Raw genomic sequence first — 1,998 nt, 5'->3', positions numbered from 1 at the left:
GCCGCCATCGCCTCGCGGACCGTCCCCAGGCAGGGGTCGCAGTACCGGTCCGGCGTCGCCGGGCCGGTTTCGTCCGTCGCCGGGACGACGCGCTGGGACGGTTCGAGGAACCGCCCGCACAGCGACGCCGTCGCGTCGTCCTTGGCCACCACGTGCCAGACCACGGCGGGCGGGGACACCGCCGGGTCGTACTCGGCCCACATCTCGTACACGTCCGAACCTCCGGGTCCGCCGGGGCGCCTTCGCTCCATGCAAACGCGTGGGACCGCACTCGGCCACCCGGTCGGAGCCGCTGGGATGGCGCCGCCGTTCGCGACGACGCCCCCGGAGTGTTCTCCGGGGGCGTCGCTCCGGCCGGTCCGCTCACCGGGCGGTGGCAGGTGCCGTCAGCGGTCGAGGTCGATCGTGAAGCGCCGCGTGGGGCCCGGACCGATCGTGTCGGCGTGGATCATGCCACGAGCCCGGTCGAATTCGCCGGTGCCACCGGTGATCCCGTTGTCGAACGAGGGGGCAGGGCCCGGGTTGAGGAAGCCGAAGATGAACCCCTGCGAGGAGAGCTGGCCGCCCGGGAGGTCGTAGGTCACGGTGCACTCCTCCGCTCCGCCGTTGTCGACCCGGGTGGTGGTGCAGGTGCCGCCGGTTTCGCCGACCCGGTTGCCGTCCAGGTCGAAGAGGACCGAGCGGAAGGCGACCCGATCGCCCTGCGCTGGGGCGCCGCCGGGGTTGACGGGGAAGCGGGTCGACTGCGCGAGCTGGCCGATGAGGGTGAAGGTCCGGTCCCGGGCCTCGGGATGAGTGGAACCGGTGTCCGTCGCGGCGATCGCGACGGGGGCGGAGGCGAGAACGGTGGCCAGTGCCGTGGCCGTGACGAGGCAGGCCGTTCTGATGGGGCGCATGGGGCAGCTCCTGAGGACGATGCTCACGGATGTTCCGGTGACGCATTCATAACCTCGGCCCCGCCGCCGCCCCGACCGCCCCGGCCCGACCCACCGGCAGATCCGACCGGTCGGACCAACCCGGCACGGGCGGACGACCCAGCACAAGCGAGGCCCTCCGCCCGGCGGTTCGGGGTCGCGGTGGACGCGGAACGTCCGGACGGCGTGAAGACGACAGGGCCTCGCAGCGGCGAGGGCGCAGCATGGACGTGGAAGCGGAGGAGGTGGCGCGGCGCGGTGACCGGGAAGCTGCGGGTGTTCCTGGGGGCGGCACCGGGGGTGGGGAAGACGTACGCCATGCTCCGGGAGGGGCAGCGGCTGCGGCGCGACGGGCTGGACGTGGTGGTCGGTCTGGTGGAGACGTACGGCCGGCAGGGTACGGAGGAGCAACTGGCGGACCTGCCGGTGCTGCCGCGGCGGCCGGTGCCGTACCGGGGGACGGAGCTGACGGAGCTGGACGTGGACGCGCTGCTGGCGCGCAGCCCGGCGCTCGCGCTGGTGGACGAGCTCGCGCACACCGATGTGCCCGGCGGGCGGAACGCGAAGCGCTGGCAGGACGTGCGGGAACTGCTGGACGCCGGGATCGATGTGGCGACGACGCTCAACATCCAGCACCTGGAGAGCCTCAACGACGTCGTGGAGCAGATCACCGGCGTCGCCCAGCGCGAGACGATCCCCGACGAGGTGGTGCGGGCGGCCGAGCGGATCGAGCTGGTCGACCTGAGCCCGGAGGCGTTGCGCACGCGGATGGCGCAGGGCGAGATCTACGCGCCGGACCGGATCGACGTGGCGCTGGACCACTACTTCCGGGCCGGCAACCTGGGCGCTCTGCGGGAGCTCGCGCTGCTCTGGCTCGCGGACCGGGTGGAGGAGGAGCTGGCCGACTACCGGGCCCGGCACGGCATCCGGGCGCCCTGGGAGACCAAGGAACGGATCGTCGTCGCGCTCGACGGTGCCCCGCAGGGCGAGCACCTGATCCGCCGGGGAGCGCGCACGGCGACCCGGGTGCACGGGGACCTGATCGGCGTGCACATCCGGCTGGACGACGGCACGGCGCAGCGCG

2 protein-coding genes and 1 pseudogene are annotated in these 1,998 nt (G+C 73.5%); 1 reads left to right on the top strand and 2 read right to left on the bottom strand.

The genetic code is table 11. The annotated features are described in order from the left end of the window. Together AB0O00_RS37250 and AB0O00_RS37245 are read right to left on the bottom strand one after the other, a co-directional pair. On the bottom strand, positions 1 to 212 hold a 212-nt coding region (locus AB0O00_RS37250; protein WP_363659127.1), incomplete at its 3' end, for a hypothetical protein. 174 nt (positions 213 to 386) lie between these two features. Continuing rightward, on the bottom strand, positions 387 to 896 hold the full coding sequence (locus tag AB0O00_RS37245; RefSeq protein ID WP_363659126.1) for a hypothetical protein: 510 nt from the start codon (positions 894 to 896) through the stop codon (positions 387 to 389). A 336-nt stretch (positions 897 to 1,232) separates the two neighbouring features. Between AB0O00_RS37245 and AB0O00_RS37240 the strand changes: the two are divergent. Further along, positions 1,233 to 1,998, top strand: a pseudogene (locus AB0O00_RS37240) (histidine kinase); the annotation flags it as partial.

It is taken from the genome of Kitasatospora sp. NPDC093558 (assembly GCF_040683475.1).
Classification (GTDB): Bacteria; Actinomycetota; Actinomycetes; order Streptomycetales; family Streptomycetaceae; genus Kitasatospora.
The sequence above is the reverse complement of the archived record's forward strand: the minus strand, read 5'-3'. Positions and strand labels throughout refer to the sequence as shown.

Coding starts and splice junctions, on each gene's coding strand:
- AB0O00_RS37245 (WP_363659126.1), bottom strand. CDS start 896: ATGCGCCCCATCAGAACGGCCTGCCTCGTCACGGCCACGGCACTGGCC.